The sequence below is a fragment of the Deinococcus peraridilitoris DSM 19664 genome, assembly GCF_000317835.1.
In the GTDB taxonomy this organism is placed as follows: Bacteria; Deinococcota; Deinococci; order Deinococcales; family Deinococcaceae; genus Deinococcus_A; species Deinococcus_A peraridilitoris.
Genome location: NC_019793.1, coordinates 1,069,203 through 1,090,843, shown reverse-complemented (window position 1 = coordinate 1,090,843; position 21,641 = coordinate 1,069,203). Strand labels below are relative to the sequence as shown.

Here is a 21,641-nt window from a genome sequence, read left to right as displayed (position 1 = left end):
CTCGGCGGTTGATGACCTCCCAGGCTAAGGCAATCCGGGCCGCAGCAACGCGGTGGATTCACGAAGGACGAGTTGAAGTTCGATGTGGGGTAAGCGGGGACGTTCACCGGCAAGCATACGAAGTACACTGCCCGCCACGGCTATACCCAGGTCGTAGGTAGGCTGTCGAACGGTGGTCAGCGGGGGGGTGCAGAACGTAGAGCTTGGAAGATCGTCGAAACCCACGAGGGAAATGTCATCTGGAACGCGCACGCCTTTGCGGTGAAGCGCCAGGCGTGCGCCGTAGGCCATCTGGTCGTTGGCGGCGAAAATGGCGCTGAAGACTTCGCGGCCCTCGAAAAGGCGGGTAGCAGCCATGAATCCCGACGACTCCAGAAAGTCGCCTTCCAGAATCAGTTCGGGAATGACGTTCAACCCGGCGTCGGTGAGGGCGGCCCTGTATCCGGCAAGCCGGTCGCACGCGTCACGGTGGGCGCTGGGCCCGGCGATGTGCGCGATTCGCCGATGACCGAATTCGATGAGGTGTTTGGTCAGCAGGTACGCGCCCCGCTCGTTGTTCAGCCGCAGACATTGCTCGGCGATCTCGGGAATCTGGCGCCCGAAGACCAGGAGGGGCAAAGTCGCCGAAACTTCCAGCAGCCGTTCGTCGGCGACCGCGCCGCCCAGTACGATCAGCGCGTCGACTTTGCGCCCCAGCAGCACGTCGATGGCCGCATTCTCCTCTTCGGGATGCCAGTGCCCGTCGGCAAAGATGGGCAGGTAGCCGCTGCCGGACAGGCCGTGTTCGATGCCTCGCAGCATGTCGCCATAAAAGGGGCTGGAAACGTCCTGTGTCACGACGCCGATGCTCATGGTGCGCCCACGCGCCAAGCCGCGGGCAAGCACGTTGGGCTTGTAATCCAGCTGCGCGACAGCCTGCTCCACCGCCGCCCGCTTGTTGGGGCTGACGTTGGCGCTGCCGTTCAGGATTCGAGACACGGTGCTGACCGAGACTCCCGAGGCAAGCGCCACCTGTTCGAGGGTGACGGTCGCTTTCATAATTGAATGCCTCATTTTACCTTGAATTTGAAAGCGCTGTCAAATGCGCCTGTGCCCAGTTTAAAAGAGGCACTGTTCAGGCGGTGCTGAGGCACGAAATGGAGGATGCGACTCATGAAAGCGATTCCAGCGTCCCGCCAGGTTGGGGAAGCCTTTATTCGTCGCTGTGGTAGGGTCACTACAGCGTACTTCGGGCAGTTTTCACAAAGATGAAAAAAGTAACGTTTGCAGGGACGAACACGTCATTCGTCCCTGGAGGTAAATCAGGATGGGTCGGGGCTACGGCATGGCCGCACGCACGCCTGCGGGAAACTCCTGAGCCACCCGTTCGAGCGTCTTGCGCGCGGTTGCCTGAAACATTTTTTCAAAGGCCGCGCCACCCCATTTTTCAGCCTGAGGCATCGAAATGTGCACGCGGAAACTCAGATGGTAATCCAGTTGCCCGCTTTGAACCTCGCCCAGCCCGCCCACTTCAGCCCAGGCCCGCCCTGACAACGGGCGGGGGGTCAGCAGCGCCCCTTGCGCGGTAGAAGTGACCTCGCTCTCGAAAGGAAGGACCAGATCCCCGAACATCGGGATGTTCACGGCCAGTTCTGAGCGCACGATCCCGCCGTCAAAGCGCAGGGCGCGCAGGAACGATACGGCACGCAGGCTGCGGCCCGGGTCACGCAGAAAGGACCGCGCCTCATCCTCGCTTCCCGGATACGGCAGCACGAAATGCTCTTGAGCCTCGAAAATCACGAAGGCTCCGGGGCGCCGCAGGGAACAGCCGAAACCCTCGCGGCGCCTTTTGTGAGCGGTGCCAGGCAAAAGGGTCGGTTGACCCTCGTTACCCGGGACGCATCGAGCAACAGCATTCGCGCCACTCAGTCGACCCACTCGATCATGATCGCTCCACGCTCCAGGGCGTCCTGAAGTTCACTGTCGCTGGCACTGCGCAGACGGGGAAGGTGCGCGAAGCGGGGCGTCGACGAGGCGTATCCCAGCCGGACCACCACGTCGTCACTGGCCTCGTGCTTGCCGACACGCCACACCAGATGCCCTCCCAGCTGTTCGAGCTGATCGCTCAGCGCGTGTTCGGGTACCCCGGAAAGTCCGGCAGCATCATCTGCCGCGGCGATCGACGGGTCCGGCAAGAGGGGCGAGAAGTCGTCCGTCATGCCTTTATTGTAAGCTGCGCGGCTTGCCGTGAACCAGCTGGCGGTGGTGAGGGCGACAGGCCCGACCGAAAAGGTGTTCCAGTTGCAAAGCTCTACCCCAGGCGCTGCACAAGGGCGAACTTGAGGTAGCGCGTCTCGGCCACGCCGAGCAGTTCCGGATGGTCCATGGCCTGGCCTCTCCTGGCGAGCACCCGCACCCGGACGCCCGCGTCGGCCGCCGCGTCCTGCAGCATGCCGTAGAATTCGCTCTCCGAGACATGAAACGAGCACGAGGTGGTACCCAGCACGCCGCCCACGTCGAGCAGGCGCAAAGCGCGCAAATTCAGCTCTTTGTAGGCGCGGTACGCGTTCGGCAGATCTTTTTTCAGCTTGGCCAGCGCGGGGGGATCAAGGCTGATCGCGCCGTAGACGCCGCCTTCGCGCTTCAGCTCGCGCAGACGGTCAAAGGCGTTGGCTTCGGAATACGTCACGTTCCCAAACCCGTTGAGCTCCATATTTTCACGCGCCCGCGCCAGGGCCGGCGCCGACGCGTCGATGAGCTCTACATGCTCGGCTTGTCCGGCAAGGTGCAGACCGAACGAGCCGTGATACGAAAAGACATCCAGGGCCTGTCCCCACGCGTACTGACCGAGCAGCAGGCGGTTTTCGCGCTGATCGAGAAACGCACCGGTCTTCTGCCCCCGGTACGGATCGACAAGATACTTCACCTCGCCCCGCGCCGACGGTTCATGCACCGTGAGTTTATCGGGCACCTCACCGTAGAGCGTGTACGTGCCGCTTTCCAGGCCTTCGAGCGTCCGCACGCGTCCCTCGTGACGTGCCAGGACGCCGCGAGGCTGCAGCCGACGGACCAGCGCGTCCACAATGACACCCAGATACGGCTCCAGCGCCGCCGTGCCGTTCTGTACGACCAGCACATCCCCATAGCGGTCCACCACCAGCCCCGGCAGGCCGTCGGCCTCGGCGTGCACCAGGCGATGGGCGTCTGCACTGAGCTTGAGGGAGCTGCGGTAGGCCAGCGCCGCGTCGAGACGCGCAGTGATCAGCTGTTCATCGGCACTTTCCTCACCCCGGGTGAGCAGCCGCACGCTGATCTCGCTTGCCGCGTTCACCAGCGCCCAGCCGAGTGTCCGCTCACGCACGTCAAGAACCGGATACAGGCCTGGCCGCTCGGGCAGCTCGACCGTGTCCGAGCGGTAGACCCAGACCTTACCTTCTCGCAGACGCTGCGCTCCACGCGACGAGACGACAGCGACCGGGCTGTTGCGGGTAGTCATGGTTTCAGGATAGAGGCCAGTGGTGTAACACGACTGTTATCGGCGGATGTTACGATTATCACACAGCACGATTACCGAAAGGAGGCTACATGCCACAGCGCGGCATTGAGTCATGACGGCATTATCTGCCCGAGGGCTGATCAAGGAATTTCGCGGCTTCCGCGCGACCAATCAAGTTGACCTGGACGTTCAGGAAGGTGAAATTCACGCCATCATCGGCCCGAACGGCGCCGGAAAAACCACCCTCTTCAACCTGCTCTCCGGACACCTGCATCCCAACGCGGGTGAGGTGCAGCTGTACGGTGAACGGATCTCGCAGCTTCCCCCCGAGGCCATCGTGCGCAAAGGGCTTTCGCGCTCATTTCAGATTTCCAGCGTGTTCGGCAGCCTTAGCGTTCTTGACAACCTGCTGGTCGCGCTGCAGTCACGTTCGAATCTGCCCGGGCAATTCTGGCGCTCGGACGAGGCTTTGCGTCAGTACGAAGGTCGCGCGCGCGAGCTGATCGACCTGGTGGACCTGACACCGCTGACCGACCGTCCGGCGGCCGACCTGTCACACGGCGAGAAACGCCACCTGGAAATTGCCCTGACCCTCACTCAGGATCCGCGGGTGCTCCTGCTTGACGAGCCCACCTCGGGAATGGGTTCTGAGGGCGTGGCGCGCGTGATCCGCTTGGTGCGGCAGGTCGCGCAGGGCCGCACGGTCGTGCTGGTCGAGCACAACATGAGCGTGGTCGCCGAACTGGCGCACCGCATCACCGTACTGCAGTACGGCAGCGTCCTCGCCAGCGGCAGCTACGATGAAGTCAGACGCAACCCCAAGGTCATCGAGGCCTACCTCGGCGAGGAGGTCGCGTGAGCGTCCCCCAGCAGGCGCCGGGTGCCGCCCCGCCGCGACCCGACCTGGGTGGCGAGATTCTCAGCGTCCGCAACCTCAACGCGTATTACGGCCAGAGTCACGTGCTGCACGATGTCAGCCTGAATGTCCGCGCAGGCGAGGTGGTGAGCCTGATCGGCCGCAACGGGGCCGGCAAGACCACCACCCTCAAGAGCATCATGGGCGTGCTGCGCTCACGCACCGGCAGTATCAGCTTCAATGGTCGCGAGTTGTCGCGCCTGCCCTCGCACCACATCGCGCGCCTGGGCATGGCCTGGGTGCCCGAGGAGCGTGCGATTCTGGCGACCCTCAGCGTGCGCGAGAACCTCGAACTTCCCCCGGCCCGCGCGGGCGGCTGGAGTATCGACAAGATCTACCAGCACTTTCCGATCCTGCGCGAGCGCGGTCATCACGCCGGCAGCAAGCTCTCGGGCGGCGAGCAGCAGATGCTGGCCATCGCGCGGGTGTTGCGCAGTGGCCCCAAACTGCTGCTGCTCGACGAGCCCTCGGAGGGGCTGGCGCCCGTGATCGTGCAGCAGATCGGGCGGATGCTCGAAACCCTCAAGGCTGAGGGAATGAGCATCGTCCTGGTCGAACAGAACCTGCGCTTTGCCACCCGCTTGGCCGACCGGCATTACGTGATCGTCAACGGCAGTGTCGTCGACGAGGTGGCCCGCCATGAAGTGGCAGCGCGTGAACAGGAGCTGCTGCACTACCTCAGTGTCTGATCGGCACCCTGATCGGTCTTCCGTCCTGTCATCTCGCCCCGTCCCCTTGTCCCGTTTCCTGGAGGAATACATGAAAAACAGCATCCTGACCCTGACCCTGGCCCTCGCTTCCGTAGCAGGCGCGCAACAACTCAGTGACGGCGCCATCCGTATCGGCGTCCTCAACGACCTTTCGGGCGTCTACTCCGAACTCTCCGGGCAAGGCTCGGTGCGCGCTGCCCAGATGGCCGCCGAGGACTTCATGAAGGCCAACCCGGCCTATGCGGGCAAGGTCACCGTGGTCGGCGTCGATCACCAGAACAAGGCCGACATTGCCAGCAACAAGGCTGCCGAGATGATCGACCGCCAGAAAGTCGATCTGCTGGTGGACCTGCCGACCTCCTCGGCCGCGCTGGCCGCCTCGGAAATTGCCCGGCAGAAAAAAGTCGTCACCATGGTCGTGACGGGCGCCACCACCGCGCTCACCAACGACAAGTGCAACAAGTACACCTTCCACTACGCCTACGACAACTACATGCTCGCCAACGGCACCGGCACCGCCGTCACCAAGCGCGGTGGGAACAGCTGGTACATGATCTACCCCAACTACGCCTTCGGACAGGATCTCAACAACCAGATGAGCGCGGCCGTGCAGGCCTCGGGTGGCAGGCTGGTCGCACCGAGCGACGCCACGCCCTTCCCGAACACCGACTTCTCGACCTATCTGCTCAAAGCGCAGAGCCTGAAGCCCAAGGTATTCGGCACCATGCAGGCCGGCGCTGACCTCGTGAACGTCGTCAAGCAGTACAACGAGTTCGGGCTGCGCCAGCAGGGCATCGGCCTGGGCATCGGTCTGCTCTTCGAAACCGACGTGGCCGCCCTCGGTCAGGATGCCTTCGCGGGCGCCATCGCCACGGTGCCGTGGTTCTGGAACCTCGACCAGCGCTCGCGCGACTGGGCGGCGAAGTTCGAGAAAGCCTTCAACAACAAGAAGCCCACCTGGGCCCAGGCAGGCGTGTACAGCGCCACCTCGCAGTACCTGAACGCCGTGGCGCGCGCCAAGACCGACAACAGCGACGCCGTGGTGAAGGCCCTCGAAAACTACCGCTTCAGCGACTTCTTCGCGCGCAGCGCGCATATTCGCCCGCAGGATCACCGGGTGGTGCTGGACGTCTATACGGTCGAGGTCAAGCCGAAGAGTGACAGCAAGGAAAACGGTGACCTGTTCAAGCTGGTATCGCGCATTCCCGCGGGCAAGGCCTTCATGCCCCTGAGCGAGTCCAAGTGCCAGATGAAGTAAATGTCAGGTGGAAAGGAAACGCGCAAAGCGCGCGTTTCCTTTCCAGGGGGCCCTCTTGAACACCCAGCTGCTCTTGATCCAGGTTTTCAACGGCCTCGTCAACGGGGCGTTCTTTGCGTTGCTGTCCCTCGGTCTGGCCGTGATCTTCGGGATGCTGCGCATCGTGAACTTCGCGCACGGCGCCCTGTACATGCTGGGGGCCTTTGTGGCCTTTGCGCTGGGGCAGGCCGCGGGCATCGGCTTCTGGTGGGCACTCCTGCTGGCGCCCCTGATCGTGGGCGCGATTGGCGTGGCGCTTGAACGGGGGCTGCTGCGGCGCCTGTACGGTCTTGACCACAGTTACAACCTGCTGCTCACCTTCGGCCTGACACTGCTGATCCAGGACGCCGTCAAGCAGATCATGCTGACACGCTACTCGGTGTCGAGCGCGCCCTACACCATTCCCGAGCAACTCGTGGGCGCGACCAACCTGGGCTTCGTGTTCTTTCCGACCTATCGCCTCTTTGTGATCGCGTTCGCGATCGTCATCTGTGCGCTGACCTGGTATGTCATCGAGCGCACCCGCGTTGGCGCGGTCATCCGCGCGGCCACTGAAAATCCCACTGTCACGCAGGCTTTCGGGATCGACGTGAGCAAATGGGTCACCATCGTGTTCGGTTTCGGCGTGGCACTCGCCGCGATTGCCGGAGTGCTGGCCGCGCCCATCTACAGCGTCGAGCCGTACATGGGTTCGGAGCTGATCATCGTGACCTTCGCAGTGGTGGTGATTGGCGGGATGGGCAGCATCGCGGGCTCGGTCATCACCGGCTTCGCGGTGGGCGTGCTGGTCGCGCTGGGCTCGGCCATCTATCCGCCGATCGCCAACACGCTGGTCTTCGTGCTGATGGCGCTGGTCTTGCTGGTGCGTCCCAACGGCCTCTTTGGCCTGCCGGAGGCGAGATGAGAACCTTGACGCTGCCGGGCGCGCGAACGCGCAACGGACAGGCCGCCTGGCTGCTGGGGCTGGGTGCGCTGCTGCTGGCATTGCCGCACCTGATGTACCCGGTGCTGGCCCTCGACATCCTGGCGTTCGGTCTCTTCGCGGTGGCCTTCGATCTGCTCTTCGGCTTCAGCGGCATGCTGTCTTTCGGCCACGCGGCCTTCTGGGGTGTGAGCGCGTATACCACCGGGTACCTGCTGGGCCACGGTCAGACGGTGCCAGTCGCGATGCTGGGCGGCACGCTGGCCGCGCTCCTGATTGCCGTGCCAATCGGATTTCTGTCTGTGCGCTCGATTGGCATCTATTTCTCGATGATCACGCTGGCCTTCGCGCAGATGATCTCCTTCCTGGCCCTGCAGTGGACCGACGTCACGGGTGGTGAGAACGGCCAGCAGGGCCTGGCACGCCCTGACCTGCTGGGGCTGGATTTCACCAACAGCGTGCACCGCTATTACTTCGCGCTGGCCATCTTCGTGATCGGCATGCTGATCGCGTACCGGACCGTACGCTCGCCTTTTGGGAAAACCCTGACAGCCGTACGGGACAACGAAACCCGCGCGCGCAGCGTCGGGTATTCGCCCGCGCGCTTCAAGTTCACCGCCTTCCTGATTTCGGCCGGGCTGTCCGGCCTGGCGGGCGCGATGTTCGTGTTCGGCCACGGGGTCGTCAGCCTGGAAGTCGTGAACTGGCGCACTTCCGGTGAGGTCGTCATCATGACGCTGCTGGGTGGTACGGGCACGCTGTTCGGCCCGGTGGTAGGAGCGGCCATCGTGCTGCTGCTGCGAGACGTACTGACCACGGCCAACGTGCCGGTGGGCATCGTGACGGGTCTGGTCTTCGTGATCGTGGTGCTGTTCTTCCGCCGTGGCGTGGTGGGCACACTGCAGCAGTGGTGGGCTCGCAGACGCGCGTAAACGGACGTCAAAAAACGAGCGGGAAGGTGACGCCTTCCCGCTCGTTTTCCTGGTTGCGGCCCATTCGGGAAATTCCGCTTGCTGGGCACCAGGCCTTCCCGAGCAAGCCTTCCCGGGCTGAGCACACGTCAGACCACCACGGCCGATTGCGTCGTTCTGCTTATCCTGAGGGCATGCGTTACGTTACCGAAGCCGAGGTCGCGCGTACCCTGACCCCTGCGCGGGCATTGGACGCGGCCCGTGAGGCCATGCTTGCCCTGGCGCACGGCACCGTCGAGATGCCCGAACGGCACGCCCTCGGCGCTGACGGCGGCGCTTACCTCGTGATGCCGGCCTCCTCGGCGGAAGCGGGCCTGGGCACCAAACTCGTGACCGTTCATGCCGGCAACGCCGCCCGTGGTCTGCCCACCATTCACTCGCTGTACGTGCTGCAAAGTGCCCAGACCGGCGAGACGCTCGCGGTGATCGAAGCCAGGACCCTCACCGAGCGCCGCACGGCAGCCACCTCCGCGCTGGCTGCCCGTCTGCTCGCGCCGCCGGATGCGCGGGTGCTGGGCGTTCTGGGCGCGGGCCCGCAGGCGTACGCGCAGGCCGAAGCGCACCTGCACGTGCATCCATACCGGCAGGTGCTCATCTGGAACCGCACTCCCGAGGGCGCGCGGACATTCGTCCGTACCTTGCGTGAAGCCGGCCACGATGCGCAGATGGTCCGGTCACCCACCGAGCTTGCTCACCGGGCCGACGTGCTGAGCGCTGCCACGCGCGCAGCCGAGCCCCTGATTCAGGGTGCCCGGCTGCGTGGCGCTCAGCACCTTGACCTGGTGGGCGCCTTTCGTCCCGACATGCGCGAGGCCGATGTTGCAGCGGTTCGCCGCGCCCTGGTGGTCGTCGATCAGGAGCGCGCGGCCCGCGCGGGCGCCGGTGACCTGCTGCAGGCCGAGTGTGAAGGCTGGCCGTGGCAGGTCGTGGAACTGCCACGGCTCGTGGCGGGAACGGCGAGTGTGGCCCGAAGCGGGGTCACGTTGTTCAAGTCGGTGGGGCTCGGCGCGCTTGATCTGTTCGCAGCCCGCGCAGTGCTGCGCGCGCTTGACCTGTGACGCCATGACTCTTCACAACTCTTCGCTGTCCTTGAGCCCGCGAATCTCCTCGATAAAGCGCTCCAGGCTGTCGAACTCGCGGTACACGCTGGCAAAGCGGATGTAGGCCACCTCGTCGAGCGGACGCAGGAAGTTCATGGCCCGCTTGCCGATGTCCTCGCTGGTGATCTCGGCCTTGCCGAAATCATCCTCGAAGCCGTACGCGAAGGCGCGCAGGGTGTCTTCACGCACCGGACGTTTCTCGGACGCGAGCAGCAGGCCGCGCAGCAGCTTGTCGGGATTGAAGGCTTCGCGCCGCGCGTCCCGTTTGAGGACCATCAGGGGTTCGAGCTGCGCGCGCTCGTAGGTCGTGAAGCGCCGGTTGCAGGCCAGGCATTCGCGTCGGCGGCGAATGGCGCTGCCCTCATCACTGGCGCGCGAATTGACGACCTTGCTGTCCGGTGCAGAGCAGTAAGGACACTTCATCGGTTGAGAAAATCCGCCGGACGGTCCTTCGGGACAGAGGGCATGGGTACGTCGATGACCGTGCCGCGAATGTGCTGCAGTTCGCGCGAAGCCAGGGCGATCACCGCTTCGGACAGCGGGCGATCGTGCTCTTCTCCGCCGGAAGCGCGCGAGGGGAGCAGGACGTTCAGGCGCAGATCTTCACGGTGGGCATGTTCGACGAGGCCGCGAATGGCACCGCGCTGTGGATGGGCGTGCAGACCGTTTTCGTCGAGGTGCGGGCCGATCAATGTGAGCCACGTCCCCGGCAGGCGTCGGCGCAGCACCTGCGTGATGCCCACGCTGGATTTCACGTTGCAGTTGAAGAGGTCCATCCATTCGCCCTCGCTGATCATCGGAAAGGCGCTGTGGGCGCGCTTGTCGGCGAGGTGAACCACGCCGTGCAGCGCCCCGAAGATTTCCAGCACGCGATCCTGGGCGCTCAACCAGTCCAGCGGTACGCCGACGTCCGCCTTGATGGGAATGGCAGTGCCGCCCTCGTATTCGATGTGCGAGGCGAGCTGCGCGAGGGTCTCGACATTCCCGCCGATCAGCACGACGCTGGCACCTGCGCGGGCAAGTGCCTGAGCCAAGGTGCGCCCGTACCCCTGGTCGGCCGAGGTCACGGCGATCACTTGAGCGTCGAGAGAAGAACTCACGTGCCCAGCATAGCGCAGCGTGTGAAGGGCGTTTCGGGCTGCCCGTTCAGATGGCGGTCTGCAGTGGTCTCAAGGCCTGCACTGGCAGGTCGCCCGCACGGTGGCCACGCTCGCAGCGCTGGCACCAGTAGGCCTGATCGCCGTCTCGCATTTCGTGCAGTTGCAGCAGGTCGCCGCAGTGCGGACAGACGTGCTCATAGCCGCGACCGCTGGCCGGAAAATCCTCACTAAATCGCGACTTCATATTCTGATGATAGCAGAACACCTCTTGCGTTGCACGTGCCACACGAAAACGCAGAACGTCCGCTCACGTTCTGCGTGGTCGCACGGTAATTTCAGGTCATCTTGGTGGGTATCCGAAGTTCAGGAAGACGTCACACCTTCGGACGCCGCGACCCGGCGGCGCTGACGCAACATGGCCGGTTCCTTGTCGAGGTCGAATACGAAATGCCGTGCCCGACGCTCCTTGAGCCACGCTTCAAGCGAAAGCAGCCGCGGACGGAAACGCACGTACTCGCGCAACTCCCGTATCGGAACGAAACGCGCTTCCTGAACTTCCTTGTCCGGGTCCTGCGGGCCGAGTTCACCCCCTGTTTCGCGGGCATGAAAAAAGAACTGCAGGTGATGTCCCCAGGTCTGTGCGTGAAATTCGAGTGTAAAGGCCAGCTCGCGAATCTCGACTTCCAGCCCGGTTTCTTCCAGCGCCTCGCGCCTCGCGCCCTCGGCAACCAGTTCGTGCGGATCGAGACCACCCTTGGGAAGGCTCCAGCGGCCCCGCTCGCGCACCAGCAGTACCGTATCGCCGCGCAGCACCACCACGCCGACGCCGATGCGCAAGGTGGGGGAGGCGACCTTGGGAACCTTGGGTGCCGCCTGTAGCGCGGTGCCTGTTCCCGACTTGTTGCCGCCACGCCGACGCCGGCGCCGGCGCTGCGGCGCGGCAATGGTGTCTGCGCTCATTACACGCCCTCCGGCGCGAGGTCGTTGAAGCGCACGTGCGCGCTGTGAAACTGCAGCTTGACGGTGCCGACCGGCCCGTTGCGCTGCTTGCCGATGATGATTTCGGCAATGCCCTGCTGGTCAGTTTCCTTGTTGTAGTACTCGTCGCGGTAAATGAACATCACAATGTCGGCGTCCTGTTCGATGGCGCCCGATTCACGCAGGTCCGACAGCATCGGTCGGTGGTTGGGGCGCTGCTCGACGGCACGTGACAGCTGCGAGAGCACGATGATCGGCACTTCGAGTTCGCGCGCCAGACCCTTGAGGCCACGCGAAATGGTACTGATTTCCTGCTGGCGGTTCTCGCCCCCGCCGCCCCCCTTGCTGCCACTCATCAGCTGCAGGTAGTCGATCACCACCAGGCCCAGGTTGCCGTGCTGTGCCTTGATGCGCCGGCACTTGCTGCGCAGGTCGTTGAGGGTCAGCTCGGGCTCATCGTCGATCACCATCGGCGCTTCGGCGAGGCGGCCCGCCGCCATCGCCAGACGCTCGAAGTCACGCTCGTTGAGCTGCCCCGAGCGGATGCGGTTCATGTCCACCTTGGCTTCGCTGCACAGCATGCGCAAGGCGAGCTGCACGGCGGGCATTTCGAGGCTGAAGACCACCACGGCCTTGTCCTTGCGCAGCGCGACGTTCTGGGCAATCGAGAGCGCAAAGGCCGTTTTTCCCATCGAAGGCCGGGCAGCCAGCACGTTGAGGCTGCCCTTCTGCAAACCGCTGATCTGTTCGTCGAGGTCGCGAAAGCCGCTGGCCACACCGTCGGGGATGCCCTTGTTGTTGTGCAGCAGCGTGATGTACTCGAAGGTTTCGTGGACGACGCTGCTCATTTCCTGAAAGTCGCCGGACTGCTTCTGCTCGGCCACATCGAAAATCAGCTTCTCGGACTTGTCGAGCAGGTCCTCCAGGGGAAGGCTGCCCTCGTAGGCCATCTGCATCACTTTGCCGCTGGCGCTGATGAGCTGGCGCAGGGTGTGCTTTTCCTGCACGATGCGGGCGTACGTCTCGACGTAGGCGCTGGTCGGCACGTGCTCGGACAGGCCGATCAGATAGCTCATGCCGCCGACCTCGTCGAGCTGCCCCTTGACGCGCAGCTCCTCGGTGAGGGTCACGAGATCGACCGGCTCGCCGCGCTCCTGCAAACTGCGCATGGCGGTGAAGATTTTGCGGTGCCCTTCACGGTAGAACATGTCGGCGCTGACCGTGTCACCAAGCTGCACGAAGGCGTCATTGTCGAGCAGAATCGAGCCGAGTACCGACACTTCGGCGTCATTGGAATTGGGTGGAACGCGGGTAACGACTTCCATACGAGGGCGCTAGATCCTCACGCCGCAGCATCCACTCAGGGCGAAAAGGCCAAAGACGTCGGCTGCGTGCGGGCGAAGGTCGAACCTCGCCGAAGCGCGAGGCCATTGAATGCCAGTTGGTCGTGCGAATTGCATCAGGAAACCTCGTGACGACCGCCTACAGGCGGTCGCCGGCATAACTTGCCGGGCAGGGCCCGGCCACAGGTCGGCGTCTTGATCAGGTGGCCGATCGCGTCATGCCATCATAAGACCGGCGGCCTTCCGGCGTCAAAGAGGCAGGCTGCCATGATGAGCGATGGGCTGCCTGGCCTGCACGTGCAGTCAACAGACCGGATCGAAGCGGGGCACGGTGGTTTTGCTCACCTCACCGAAGCGGGCATTCAGGAGAGGGCATTCAGGCTCCCGGCAAGGTGAAGAGAAAGGTGCTGCCCTTTCCCGGGCTGCTTTCGACCCACAGCCGTCCATCGTGGCGCGCCACGATCTTCTGGCACACGGCCAGCCCGACACCGGTTCCTTCGAACTGGCCACGTCCATGCAGACGCTGAAACATCTGAAAGATCCGCTCGAAGTACTGGTGCTCGATCCCGATGCCGTTGTCTCGCAGCGCAAAGCGCCACGCCATTCCATCCCGGCGTGCGGTCAGCCTGACCACGGGCGCCACGCCTTCGCGGCGGTACTTGAGGGCGTTCGAGACGAGGTTTTGCAGCAACTGGTCGAGCTGCTGCGCATCGGCCAGCACGGTGGGCAGATCCTCCCGGGTGACCTGTGCGCCGAGGGCTTCGGTCTCGGGGGCAAGCCTGCTCACCACCGCGTCGAAAATGAGGTTGGCGTTCACCTGCACGAAGGGCCGCTGCTCGCTGGTCACGCGCGAGTAGGTCAGCAGGTCGTCGAGCAGCCGCTTCATGTGCTCACCGTTCTCGGCGATCTGGCGCAGGTACATCTGGCCGCGCTCATCGACCTGAGCGCCGTAGCGGCGGGCAAGCACATCCGCAAAGCTCGTCACCGCACGAATGGGCGCCTGCAGGTCGTGCGAAGCGATATGCGCGAACTGTTCGAGCTCCGCGTTGCTGCGGCGCAGGGCCGCGAGGGTCTGCCGGCGCTCCGTGACGTCCTTGACCAGGCCGACCAGGCGCGTGACCTGTTCCTGATCGTCTCGCATGAAATAGCCTTCGTCCTCCACATCGCGAACGCTGCCGTCCTTGCGCACCAACCGAAACTCCAGCCGAAAAGCGTCTCCGGTCTCGACCACACGGGCGACCTCGCGTAAAAACGCCGCCCGGTCCTCAGGGTGAACGAGCCGCTCGGTCCAGTCTTGCAGATTTCCCGCGAGTTCTTCGGTGGTGTACCCGGTGATGCTCTCGGCGGCACCGCCGTACACGATCACATCGGTGGCCGGGTCCCAGTCGTACAGCAGGTGACCGGAGCCTCGCACGGCCACCTCATAACGCTGACGCCAGCGCTCCACCTCGCGGGTACGCTCGAGAAGCTGTTCGGCGCCCTTCACGCCTTCGGCGGCAATTCCCAGGTTGCGAACGACGGTTTCCAGCACCGCCCGGTCGATTGGCGCCCAGCGCCGCGTGTCGAACAGGGCCACCGCGAACACGCCCACGGGCACGCCACCGACCAGTACGGGCAAGGTGGCCGTGGTACCGACGTGCGCGACCAGGTCCTCCAGGTTGTCGGTCTTCGTGTCGTACTCGTCCTGGTAGAAGGCCTGCCGGGTGGTCCAGGGCGTGATCAGATTGCCTGCCGAAGCGTACGGCAGGCCGGCGTCCACGGCGGCCTGCAGCGCCGGATTGCGCAGGTCGCCGCTCTGCACGGTGAGGCGCCAGGTGTCGCCATGCAGCTCGAAGAACACCGCGTAGCCTTCGGGCAGCATCGACAGCACCACGTCCTGTGCAATGCGGACCAGCGTTTGCAGGTTGTTGGCCTGGCTCAAATCGCGCGTCAGCGAAGCGAACGCTTCCAGCGCACGGGTGCGCGCTTCGAGTTCGGCGTTCTGGGCGACGAGCCGCTCCGAGGTCGCCGCGCGTTCCAGGGCCAGGGTCAGGCTCTTGCCGACCGCCCGCAGCACTGCCTTGTCGCGCTGAGACCAGCGGCGCGAGAACTTCAGCCCGGCGGACAGCAAAGCGCGCACCTCACCGCTCACGATCAACGGATACAGTGCGGTCGCACCGTACACCTCGGAATGTTCGACCCCTCCCTGCTCGGGTTTCCAGCCGTCAATGAACGAAGGCTCGCGTGTTCGCAGCACCTCGGCGATCACGGGCAGGTCAGAAGGAAGCCCGGCCGTGACGATGGCCAGCAGTTCGGCGGGAATGTTGTCCGAGTATACCTTGGCCTTCCACAGGCCATTCTCGAGTTCGTAGTACGCCACGCTCGCGTCATGAAAGCGTGTGTCAAGCACGTTGATTGCCTCGCGGGCGAGCTCGAAGGGACCCGTGGAGCTGCCGACAACTTCCGTAAAGCGCACAAAGGCGTCCAGCGCGGCGACCTGCTGGTTCAGCCGGATGTCAGTGCTTTCCACGGAGTCGGGCATGACGACAGAATAACGTGCACTCGTTGAAACCGGGTCCCAAACAGTGGAAGTGCCAACCTCAGCCTCGCCTGCCGTCAGCAAGCCAACAGGAAGACTTTCGCCGCCTCAGGTAGGCGTCACGCCGGTCAGGTCACTGGTGCTGCTCTACCGGACGAGGACCGCCCGAACCTCCCGGGCGCTCTTCGAAGGTACGCACGAAGCGCTCATAGTGCCGCTCGATGGCGTCCCGGTCATACGGCGCCCAGGTGTTCTCCAGCGCTTCATCCCGCGCAAGCGTCGCGTGCAGGCGAAGAACGTCGCGCCGCGTCGGGTCCGTCAGACAGGCGCATGCCTGCGTGAGCACGTCGATCATGCGGATCATCACGGCCGGGTGGGTCTTGCCATACTGCCGGATCAGGTCGAACATCGTTCCCACCAGGCCCTGAAAGTCCGGTACGGGGATGAACAGTCTGACTTGACCGTCGCACTCATGTCGCCCGCCGGAAAGACCGCGGTCACGCAAAAAGCACAAGGCGTCCCCCAAATGATCGAGGACGGCCATGGCGGTGTACGGGTCGTTCAGCCCTGGAGAGAGCGCGCGGGAAGCGACCTCGACGAGCTTGCGAACGGCGTACTCGACGTCCTGGTTGGTGGTGCGGGCCCGCCCGATGGTCATTGCCGCCGTGATTTCCTTGGGTGGCCCCGCCGTGGCCAGGGCAACGGGCACGCCTTTTCGCACAAAATCGCCTGGCCGGACAAGCAAGCGAATCACGGTGTCGTGACGCTGTGCCAGGCGGACGAGCTGGCGCACGTCGGCACTCTGAAGGTACCCGCTGTGCGGCGCGACGATCCCCTCCGCGTTCACCAGGGGCGGCGGCTCGGCAGGCAGCTGGTCCTGGCATTCGCCTGGGATCGTTTGCTGCTCGAGGGTGCGGATCAGGTCGTCATGCACCAGACGAATGACATATCCCACGTTGATGCTGGTGGCAACGTGATGAATGAAGAAAATCAGCACACCGAGACTGATGAAGGTCAGCAGAAGTGCGAGCGTCACGCCGAGATGCGGAACGAAACCGGCCACTCCGGGAGCACTCTGCTCCTGAACGTAGCGCAGGATGATGAAGGTGTACCCGACGGTGGCAAGCAGCGCGCCCAGCGAGGCACTGTTGCGCCAGTCACGCGTGAAGCTCTCCATCAGACGTGGACCCATCTGGTTGGACGCGACGCTCAGGGCGGCGATGGTAATGCTGAAAACCGTGCTGGCCACCCCGAAGATCGACGCAGCAATGCCCCCGAGCAGCGCGCGAGCACTCTCGACGCTGCCCCGAAACAGCAAAAGCCAGTCGACGGTTCGGTATCCGAGGCGTTCATCGAGCGTGATGACACCTTCGGCAAGCAGGGCACTGAGCAGCACCATCAGGCTGGGCAGGAACCAGAAGCTGTGGAGCATGTCAATCAGGCGAGTACCAAGCCGGGAATACACCGTGACCTCCGTGAGCGCCCAAGGCGCGGCGCTCTGACGCTTCACCGCCGGGATGCCGCCTTACTCTTTCAGGCTTGTTGCTCTTCTTCAAGGCGCAGACGATCACGGCTCCTTCGGCAACGAGGGACTTGGCCGGATGGTTGGCCAGGGAGCCCGCCACGGGTGAGTGGCCGCGCTGCGGGGCACCGTGCGTGAGAACAGTCGGTTCGCGCAAACCCAGCGCGTGATTTGCCGTCGTCTCGAAAGCGATCACAAGGCACGTGAATGTGAAGGGCAACGCCGTGGGATTCAGCAGGCCACAAGGAAGTGACCCTCGATTCCGAGGGCCCTTCAACGGGATGTGGGCACGACCCTCTGGAGTGCCGGGCGGAAACGGCTGGCCTGCGAGAGCTGACGGTCATTGGCAAAAACGAAACGAAATGTCGCTCTTGCTGAAGAACTTGAAACCACCGCAGAGGGTGTAGCACCCGTGGGAAAAGTCGATGTGCAAACCTCGTTTAGGGATGGGCGAGGTTGTGGGCCAGGACGGCCAGCACGACCTTGAGGCGGAGTGAGGCCATCGTTTTGAGCTGGCCAACACGCAGATGCGCCTCGACCAGTTGCGAAAAGACCGTCTCGACACGTTTGCGCATCGGGCCGTGAATCTCGGGACGCCAGCCCGTGTCGTAGGTCGTGTTCTTCTTGGGTGGAAACACGAAGCCCAAGCAGCAATAGCCTTTGTCTCCAATGATCTTGGGCGTGCCAAAATCACCCCAACGCCGATTGAGTTCAAAGGCCACCGTGGTGTCGTGCAGGTTGGCGGGACGCAGCGCGTATTGCACGATCTGCCCGCTTGGCGTGATCCAAACGTGCAGCTTGAAGCCGTAAAACTCGCCTTGGGTCGCGTAACCCCAACGTGCCTCTGGAAAAGTGCAACGCGCCATGCGTTTTGGGCGGCACACCGGAAGCGGCGCCGAGTCAATCACGACTTGCTGTAAGCGCTGGTTGGGCGTGGCTACCGCCACCAGAGTGTCCAGCACTTTCTGCATCCGGGTGAAGGCTTGCGTACCGAAGGTCGGGCTACGCCCGGCCTGTCGGTAGCTGGGCAACCACGGACGCGTTTCACGCAACAACCCCCACCAAATTGAAGGATAAGCGTGCTTGTAGACGAGGCGGCTCAGGTGGAGCGCGACCAAGAGGGCGTCGCTGACCTTTTGATGCGGACGGTACTTGGTGTCGCCGAAGTGCTTCTTGGCCCAACGGTGCAGGCGCCGAATGACTTCCCGCTGGCCTAAACTGCGATGGGGTCGGTATCTGCACATACCGACCCCATTCTTGCTCTCCTGCATGCCCTCGGCACAAACCCATCCCTAAACGGGGTGTGCAAGTTGATTTGCTTATCCTGCAAGTGTTGAATTACTTGCCAAACGGCTGAATGCGACTCAGCACGTTGTGAAATTCGGGGACGTGTCCCACTTTCGGGGTGGTGGAAGACATGGCAAACATGTTGCCGCTGCTGTCGCTCCAACTGGTCGCGTGGTTCGCGCTGTTTGTCAGGTTGAAAGTCATGCTTGCTGCTGAGGGCGTGGCAGTAACATTCATTTTCATGTCGATGAGGTTCCAGCCAGTCGTGACGTTGACGTTCATGCCCATCTTGACCGTGGTGGCCATACCCTCGTATGTTCCTGTGCACGTGATGGAGCCTCCCAGGTAATTAGGGCGGTCCATGTAAAGCCACATGCTGCCTGTACCGTCCGCGACAAAGCGCGTGCTGGTGTTCTCCTTGATGGTTGCCGAGACCGAAACCACGTCTTTCACGTAGGTGCCGTTGTGGTACACCGCGAGTTGGGAGAAGCTATACCCCTGGGCGCTTTGGTCCTTGGAGGTGAAACCACCTGTGCAACCGCTTTCATTGATGACCGAGCTTTGTGAGGGAGCAAGATAGGGCGTGACGGCACTGCTGGACGGCAGTGCCATGGAGAACTGACCAGATGTCTCCATGGTGGCGGTGGCGCTGGGGCCACGAGTACGAACCGCTCCACCGCTTCGGTTCCAGTTCTGTACGGAACCGTCGATACTGCTGACGCTGACTGCTGGAGGCGTGGAGGGTCCTGAGGTTCCACCGCACGCTGAGAGGGTGAGAGCTACGGGGGCAAGCAACAGCACAGCAGCTTTTATTTTCATCGCTCACTCACCTTATTCGATTTTGTGACGGCGCGGAGCTTAAAGTAGCCGGATGCAGGAATGCTGCGAAACGGAAGGATTACGCGGTAAGTACGGGGCCCGATGACCACTACAGTCCCGTGTTGCATAAGGCTGTGCGAGGTCAGACCTTCTCAACCTCATGTCAAGCCGACGTCCGCTCGCCAGCTCACCCGTAATCACGCGAGTGGAAGACGCCTGCGCAGATGATGGGCATGATGTCCTCACCACGAGCCTGCGCTGCCGGCCTGATCTTCGATGACTCGAAAAGGGTGCTGCTCGTCCGGCAGGCTTATGGTTACCGCTTATGGGGCCTGCCGGGAGGGCCGTCGACGTCGGGGAGACACCCATTGTGGCGGCCGAACGGGAGGCACGCGAGGAGGTCGGTCTTGACGTCCAGGTGGAGGCGCTCGTCGGGATGTACCTCCTGAGGGGCGGTGGATGGCCGGACGTGCTCGTCCATGTGTTCCTCGTTCGCAGCGAACAGGGGACGCCGAGCGTGGTGAACTCCAACGAGGTTGAACGCGTCGAGTGGCGAACCCTGACGGAGCTCCCGTCGCCACTTCTGCCCGACGCTCGGGTGGCGCTGGAGGACTGGTCGTGTAGTAAGCGCGGCGTGGTGCGGACGGTGACGCGTCAGGTGGACTTTCCCGCCTGGGAAGCAGGCTGAGGTTCGGCGAGCTTCAAAAGTTCAGTGTGATTATCGAACGCTTTGACGTTAACGCCTCAGACGTCCGACAAGCCCAGCCCGATGTGGTGCTCGGTGACGTCCCTTGGTGATGCAGACTGGGTGCAGCATGACCGAACTCCACGACGCTCCAACGCCCGTCAGTCACCTGCGTGACCTGCGCTGCCTGGTGGGGTCACGGCCACTGTTCAGCGTGGGAGCCTGCGTGTGCCTGCTCGATCAGGCTGGACGATTGCTGCTGCAACGCCGCACTGACAACGGCCGCTGGGGCTTGATCGGCGGCAGCAGCGAGCTCGGTGAGACCGCCGTGGAGACGGCCGTGCGCGAAACCCACGAGGAAGTCGGCCTGTTGCTCTCGCAGGAAGCGTTTGAACTCCTGCACGTCCTGAGCGGCCCGGCCTTGTACCACCGTTACCCCAACGGGGATGAGGTGTACAACGTCGGCTCGGTGTTCCTGGCACATCTGCCCACCCCGGAGACCGTGCTTCATCCCGACCACGAAAGCGTGGAACTGCGCTTCTTCGCGCTGCACGACCTGCCGGAGGACCTGAGTGGCCCGGTGGAACTCGAAGCGCTCCGGGTGTTGCGCGCACACTTCGGTCTGCCTCCCTCGCCTGCACCGCAGGTTGCGCGGGCCGTTCCACCCGTAGGCCGCGGGTACCTGCTGGAACTGCGCCAGCTGGTGGGAACCCGGCCGCTCTTCTCGGTGGGCGCGGCCGTCGTCGCACGCGATGAACTCGGCCGGGTGCTGCTGCATCGCCGCAGCGACACCGGACGGTGGGGTTTGCCGGGGGTTCGAGCGAACTGGGTGAGACGTTCGAGCAGACCGCGCGGCGTGAACTGCTCGAAGAAACGGGTGCCCACGCGGATGAAGTGCAGTTCGTGAAGCTGCTAATGGGTCCTGAGTACCACTACCGCTACCCGCATGGCGACGAGATCTACCTGGTGTCGGCCTTGTGCGTCGCGCGCGTGCGTTCGGATGCGCCTTTCGCGCCGCTGGAGGGTGATGCGGGTCAGGGGGAGACGCTGGAGGTGCGCTTCTTCCCAGCGAGTGATGCACTGGAGCTGCTGTCTGATCGGGGGTTGGGGCGGGACGTGCGGAAGCTGCTGCAAGGGTGACCGTGCTGAAGAAGCGGACGTCGGCAGGAACGGCCAACGTCCACGCGGCGGGCGTTGCGGCAAGGTCGAAGTTGATTCACGGCACGCCGCGAAGGCGAGTCGGAACGTTCAGGTGGGCGTGACGGCCCGTCTGGTGACATCAGACCCGTCCATCCCCTTTACTAACGCATCAACGGTTCGGTAATGGTAAGCGGTCCATCCCGCCTGACGGGCCGCTTCGACATTCTCGGCGCGGTCATCCCAGAACACCACGTCATGCGCGTTCATGCCCAGCGTTCTCGTGACTCGCTCGAAGTACGCCGCGTCGGGTTTGCGCACACCGATTGTGGCACTGGAGAACTCTCCGTCCACGAAGGCCTCGAACTTCATGTCGTGCAGCAGGTACGCCACACGGTACCGCTCTTGGTTCGTGGCAAGGTACACCTGCCAGCCTCGCTCTCGCAGGGCCGCGACATGCTGTACGAGGTCGTGGTCGGTGTGACGCTCGTACTCGAACCACGCGCGCAGGAAGTCGTCCACGCCATTCGGAAAGCGCCACAGCAGGAAGGGAGGCAGGACGCGGCGCAGGTCCGCCTTGCCGACCAGGCAACGCGGGAAGACGACCCGGAAGAAGAAGTTCAACGACCACACCGGCACGCGGTAAGTTCGTGCGAGGTCCTGGGAGAACAGGCCGGATGGGTGGACGAGGACACCATCGACATCGAGGAGCAGGACCTTCATCGAGTCAGGCTACTTTGCGAGAAGGTCGCATCAAACGGCGACGAGGGAACGAGTGACGAGTGAGGTGGAAAATTCGCCTGACTCAGCAACTGGAGTGTGCCACGGTTTGTTTGCCGGACCAAGAGGGCTACTGCGCGC

The 21,641-nt window shown here is 63.6% G+C and carries 23 protein-coding genes; 9 read left to right on the top strand and 14 right to left on the bottom strand.

Features of this window, described 5'->3' with window-relative positions:
- Nucleotides 1–24 precede the first annotated feature (24 nt).
- The 4 genes from DEIPE_RS05235 to DEIPE_RS05220 all read right to left on the bottom strand — a co-directional run bounded on the left by DEIPE_RS05235 (nt 25) and on the right by DEIPE_RS05220 (nt 3,475).
- Nucleotides 25–1,038 carry a LacI family DNA-binding transcriptional regulator gene (locus DEIPE_RS05235; protein ID WP_015234942.1) on the bottom strand — a complete coding sequence of 338 codons (1,014 nt, stop codon included), beginning with the start codon at nt 1,036–1,038 and terminating at the stop codon, nt 25–27.
- Nucleotides 1,039–1,317: 279 nt separating this feature from the next.
- Nucleotides 1,318–1,779 (bottom strand): DUF3809 domain-containing protein, encoded by a 462-nt coding sequence (locus tag DEIPE_RS05230; RefSeq protein ID WP_015234940.1) that lies wholly within the window; start codon nt 1,777–1,779, stop codon nt 1,318–1,320.
- A 125-nt stretch (nt 1,780–1,904) separates the two neighbouring features.
- A complete protein-coding gene (locus DEIPE_RS05225; RefSeq protein WP_015234939.1) occupies nt 1,905–2,198 on the bottom strand; it encodes a DUF3248 domain-containing protein in 294 nt (97 codons plus the stop codon).
- Nucleotides 2,199–2,290: 92 nt separating this feature from the next.
- Entirely contained in the window at nt 2,291–3,475 is a 1,185-nt protein-coding gene (locus tag DEIPE_RS05220; RefSeq protein ID WP_015234938.1) for a class I SAM-dependent rRNA methyltransferase, read from the bottom strand.
- A 112-nt stretch (nt 3,476–3,587) separates the two neighbouring features.
- Between DEIPE_RS05220 and DEIPE_RS05215 the strand changes: the two genes are divergently transcribed.
- The 6 genes from DEIPE_RS05215 to DEIPE_RS05190 all read left to right on the top strand — a co-directional run bounded on the left by DEIPE_RS05215 (nt 3,588) and on the right by DEIPE_RS05190 (nt 9,349).
- Nucleotides 3,588–4,334 carry an ABC transporter ATP-binding protein gene (locus DEIPE_RS05215; protein ID WP_015234937.1) on the top strand — a complete coding sequence of 249 codons (747 nt, stop codon included), beginning with the start codon at nt 3,588–3,590 and terminating at the stop codon, nt 4,332–4,334.
- Nucleotides 4,331–5,080: an ABC transporter ATP-binding protein gene (locus DEIPE_RS05210; protein WP_015234936.1), complete on the top strand. Its 750-nt coding sequence runs from the start codon at nt 4,331–4,333 to the stop codon at nt 5,078–5,080. The genes DEIPE_RS05215 and DEIPE_RS05210 overlap by 4 nt, the downstream gene beginning before the upstream one ends.
- A gap of 70 nt (nt 5,081–5,150) precedes the next feature.
- A complete protein-coding gene (locus tag DEIPE_RS05205; protein ID WP_015234935.1) occupies nt 5,151–6,359 on the top strand; it encodes an ABC transporter substrate-binding protein in 1,209 nt (402 codons plus the stop codon).
- 55 nt (nt 6,360–6,414) lie between these two features.
- Nucleotides 6,415–7,302, top strand: coding sequence for a branched-chain amino acid ABC transporter permease (locus DEIPE_RS05200; protein WP_015234934.1), 888 nt, complete (start codon nt 6,415–6,417; stop codon nt 7,300–7,302).
- Entirely contained in the window at nt 7,299–8,252 is a 954-nt protein-coding gene (locus DEIPE_RS05195) for a branched-chain amino acid ABC transporter permease (protein ID WP_015234933.1), read from the top strand. Before DEIPE_RS05200 ends, DEIPE_RS05195 begins: the two co-directional genes overlap by 4 nt.
- Nucleotides 8,253–8,425: 173 nt before the next feature.
- On the top strand, nt 8,426–9,349 hold the full coding sequence (locus DEIPE_RS05190; protein WP_015234932.1) for an ornithine cyclodeaminase family protein: 924 nt from the start codon (nt 8,426–8,428) through the stop codon (nt 9,347–9,349).
- Between the two features lie 12 nt (nt 9,350–9,361).
- On the opposite strand, the gene nrdR is transcribed toward DEIPE_RS05190, so the two are convergent.
- From nrdR to DEIPE_RS05145, 9 genes are all read right to left on the bottom strand, one after another.
- A complete protein-coding gene (gene nrdR, locus DEIPE_RS05185; RefSeq protein ID WP_015234931.1) occupies nt 9,362–9,814 on the bottom strand; it encodes a transcriptional regulator NrdR in 453 nt (150 codons plus the stop codon).
- A complete protein-coding gene (locus DEIPE_RS05180) occupies nt 9,811–10,491 on the bottom strand; it encodes an SDR family NAD(P)-dependent oxidoreductase (RefSeq protein ID WP_015234930.1) in 681 nt (226 codons plus the stop codon). Before DEIPE_RS05180 ends, nrdR begins: the two co-directional genes overlap by 4 nt.
- 46 nt (nt 10,492–10,537) lie before the next feature.
- Entirely contained in the window at nt 10,538–10,735 is a 198-nt protein-coding gene (locus DEIPE_RS05175) for a hypothetical protein (protein ID WP_015234929.1), read from the bottom strand.
- 119 nt (nt 10,736–10,854) lie between these two features.
- On the bottom strand, nt 10,855–11,451 hold the full coding sequence (locus DEIPE_RS05170) for an NUDIX domain-containing protein (protein WP_015234928.1): 597 nt from the start codon (nt 11,449–11,451) through the stop codon (nt 10,855–10,857).
- A complete protein-coding gene (dnaB, locus tag DEIPE_RS05165; protein WP_015234927.1) occupies nt 11,451–12,794 on the bottom strand; it encodes a replicative DNA helicase in 1,344 nt (447 codons plus the stop codon). Before dnaB ends, DEIPE_RS05170 begins: the two co-directional genes overlap by 1 nt.
- A 394-nt stretch (nt 12,795–13,188) precedes the next feature.
- On the bottom strand, nt 13,189–15,333 hold the full coding sequence (locus DEIPE_RS05160; protein WP_015234925.1) for a sensor histidine kinase: 2,145 nt from the start codon (nt 15,331–15,333) through the stop codon (nt 13,189–13,191).
- A gap of 130 nt (nt 15,334–15,463) precedes the next feature.
- Complete coding sequence (locus DEIPE_RS05155) at nt 15,464–16,762, bottom strand: DUF2254 domain-containing protein (RefSeq protein ID WP_083865862.1); 1,299 nt, start codon at nt 16,760–16,762, stop codon at nt 15,464–15,466.
- 530 nt (nt 16,763–17,292) lie between these two features.
- A complete protein-coding gene (locus DEIPE_RS05150; protein WP_041230707.1) occupies nt 17,293–18,096 on the bottom strand; it encodes an IS982 family transposase in 804 nt (267 codons plus the stop codon).
- Nucleotides 18,097–18,190: 94 nt separating this feature from the next.
- Nucleotides 18,191–18,958, bottom strand: coding sequence for a hypothetical protein (locus tag DEIPE_RS05145; RefSeq protein ID WP_157448768.1), 768 nt, complete (start codon nt 18,956–18,958; stop codon nt 18,191–18,193).
- A gap of 325 nt (nt 18,959–19,283) precedes the next feature.
- Between DEIPE_RS05145 and DEIPE_RS05140 the strand changes: the two genes are divergently transcribed.
- From DEIPE_RS05140 to DEIPE_RS22010, 3 genes are all read left to right on the top strand, one after another.
- Complete coding sequence (locus DEIPE_RS05140; protein ID WP_015234921.1) at nt 19,284–19,646, top strand: NUDIX hydrolase; 363 nt, start codon at nt 19,284–19,286, stop codon at nt 19,644–19,646.
- Between the two features lie 127 nt (nt 19,647–19,773).
- The gene (locus DEIPE_RS24650; RefSeq protein WP_015234920.1) at nt 19,774–20,550 is read left to right on the top strand and encodes an NUDIX domain-containing protein; all 777 of its coding nucleotides are present in this window, start codon (nt 19,774–19,776) and stop codon (nt 20,548–20,550) included.
- Nucleotides 20,442–20,783 carry an NUDIX domain-containing protein gene (locus DEIPE_RS22010; RefSeq protein WP_083865732.1) on the top strand — a complete coding sequence of 114 codons (342 nt, stop codon included), beginning with the start codon at nt 20,442–20,444 and terminating at the stop codon, nt 20,781–20,783. The genes DEIPE_RS24650 and DEIPE_RS22010 overlap by 109 nt, the downstream gene beginning before the upstream one ends.
- Before the next feature lie 108 nt (nt 20,784–20,891).
- Here the strand turns inward: DEIPE_RS22010 and DEIPE_RS22005 are convergent, their stop codons facing one another.
- A complete protein-coding gene (locus DEIPE_RS22005) occupies nt 20,892–21,503 on the bottom strand; it encodes an HAD-IA family hydrolase (protein ID WP_015234919.1) in 612 nt (203 codons plus the stop codon).
- Between the last annotated feature and the right edge of the window lie 138 nt (nt 21,504–21,641).

Excerpts from the sequence above, each read along its gene's own strand:
- dnaB (WP_015234927.1), bottom strand. The coding sequence starts at position 12,794 with ATGGAAGTCGTTACCCGCGTTCCACCCAATTCCAATGACGCCGAAGTG.
- DEIPE_RS05225 (WP_015234939.1), bottom strand. The coding sequence starts at position 2,198 with ATGACGGACGACTTCTCGCCCCTCTTGCCGGACCCGTCGATCGCCGCG.
- nrdR (WP_015234931.1), bottom strand. The coding sequence starts at position 9,814 with ATGAAGTGTCCTTACTGCTCTGCACCGGACAGCAAGGTCGTCAATTCG.
- DEIPE_RS05190 (WP_015234932.1), top strand. The coding sequence starts at position 8,426 with ATGCGTTACGTTACCGAAGCCGAGGTCGCGCGTACCCTGACCCCTGCG.
- DEIPE_RS22005 (WP_015234919.1), bottom strand. The coding sequence starts at position 21,503 with ATGAAGGTCCTGCTCCTCGATGTCGATGGTGTCCTCGTCCACCCATCC.
- DEIPE_RS05150 (WP_041230707.1), bottom strand. The coding sequence starts at position 18,096 with ATGTGCAGATACCGACCCCATCGCAGTTTAGGCCAGCGGGAAGTCATT.
- DEIPE_RS05205 (WP_015234935.1), top strand. The coding sequence starts at position 5,151 with ATGAAAAACAGCATCCTGACCCTGACCCTGGCCCTCGCTTCCGTAGCA.
- DEIPE_RS05140 (WP_015234921.1), top strand. The coding sequence starts at position 19,284 with ATGGGGCCTGCCGGGAGGGCCGTCGACGTCGGGGAGACACCCATTGTG.
- DEIPE_RS05155 (WP_083865862.1), bottom strand. The coding sequence starts at position 16,762 with ATGCTCCACAGCTTCTGGTTCCTGCCCAGCCTGATGGTGCTGCTCAGT.
- DEIPE_RS05160 (WP_015234925.1), bottom strand. The coding sequence starts at position 15,333 with ATGCCCGACTCCGTGGAAAGCACTGACATCCGGCTGAACCAGCAGGTC.
- DEIPE_RS24650 (WP_015234920.1), top strand. The coding sequence starts at position 19,774 with ATGACCGAACTCCACGACGCTCCAACGCCCGTCAGTCACCTGCGTGAC.
- DEIPE_RS05175 (WP_015234929.1), bottom strand. The coding sequence starts at position 10,735 with ATGAAGTCGCGATTTAGTGAGGATTTTCCGGCCAGCGGTCGCGGCTAT.
- DEIPE_RS05220 (WP_015234938.1), bottom strand. The coding sequence starts at position 3,475 with ATGACTACCCGCAACAGCCCGGTCGCTGTCGTCTCGTCGCGTGGAGCG.
- DEIPE_RS05195 (WP_015234933.1), top strand. The coding sequence starts at position 7,299 with ATGAGAACCTTGACGCTGCCGGGCGCGCGAACGCGCAACGGACAGGCC.
- DEIPE_RS05145 (WP_157448768.1), bottom strand. The coding sequence starts at position 18,958 with ATGAAAATAAAAGCTGCTGTGCTGTTGCTTGCCCCCGTAGCTCTCACC.
- DEIPE_RS05215 (WP_015234937.1), top strand. The coding sequence starts at position 3,588 with ATGACGGCATTATCTGCCCGAGGGCTGATCAAGGAATTTCGCGGCTTC.
- DEIPE_RS05235 (WP_015234942.1), bottom strand. The coding sequence starts at position 1,038 with ATGAAAGCGACCGTCACCCTCGAACAGGTGGCGCTTGCCTCGGGAGTC.
- DEIPE_RS05170 (WP_015234928.1), bottom strand. The coding sequence starts at position 11,451 with ATGAGCGCAGACACCATTGCCGCGCCGCAGCGCCGGCGCCGGCGTCGG.